1 protein-coding gene is annotated in these 665 nt (G+C 44.2%); it reads right to left on the bottom strand.

What is annotated here, in order from left to right; translation table 11 throughout:
• Positions 1 to 665: OmpA family protein (locus tag R7Z77_RS26015; RefSeq protein WP_318137134.1), on the bottom strand; the 665-nt coding region annotated here is incomplete at both ends.

Here is a 665-nt window from a genome sequence, read left to right as displayed (position 1 = left end):
TACGCGACGGTTTTGTTGACGACCTTCACGAGTATCGTTTGATGCGATTGGGTTGTTTTCACCTTCACCGCGAGCTTGGATGCGTGATGCATCGATGCCTTTTTCAACTAGCGCGTTTGCTACAGACTCAGCACGTTTCTCAGAAACTTTTTGGTTGTATGCTGCAGCGCCTGAAGTATCTGTGTAACCAACTACTTCAACCTTCGCTTGTGGGTGCTCGTTTAGGAAAGCAACTAGGTTGTCTAGTTTAGAAGCGCTTTCTGGTTTAAGTGTTGTGCTGTTTAGGTCAAAGCTACCAGTACCGATAGTTTGAGTTTCGAAAGTTTTAGTAACCACTACTGGCTCAACAACTTCTTCTACAACTACTTCTTCAACTACTGGCTCTTCTTCAACTACTACTGGCTCATCGTTGCCGCAGAATTTGAAAGAAACACCTAGAGTTGCAGAGTTACCAGCTGCTTTGCTTACGTTGTTGCTAATGTCAGTAATTGTTTGGTATTCCGCACGTGCTGTAACGTTTTGGCTTAGGTTGAATTCAACACCAGCTGCGCCTAGGTAAGAGTAATCATCTTTACCGTCGAACATTACGTAAGCACCACCAACTTTACCGTAAAGTGCGATGTCTTGAGTGATTGGTAGGCTGAATTTAGGAGCAAGAGTGATTG

The sequence above is a fragment of the Vibrio sp. 1401 genome (assembly GCF_033340295.1).
Note: the sequence above shows the minus strand (reverse complement) of the source record. Positions and strands in the feature narration are given on the sequence as shown.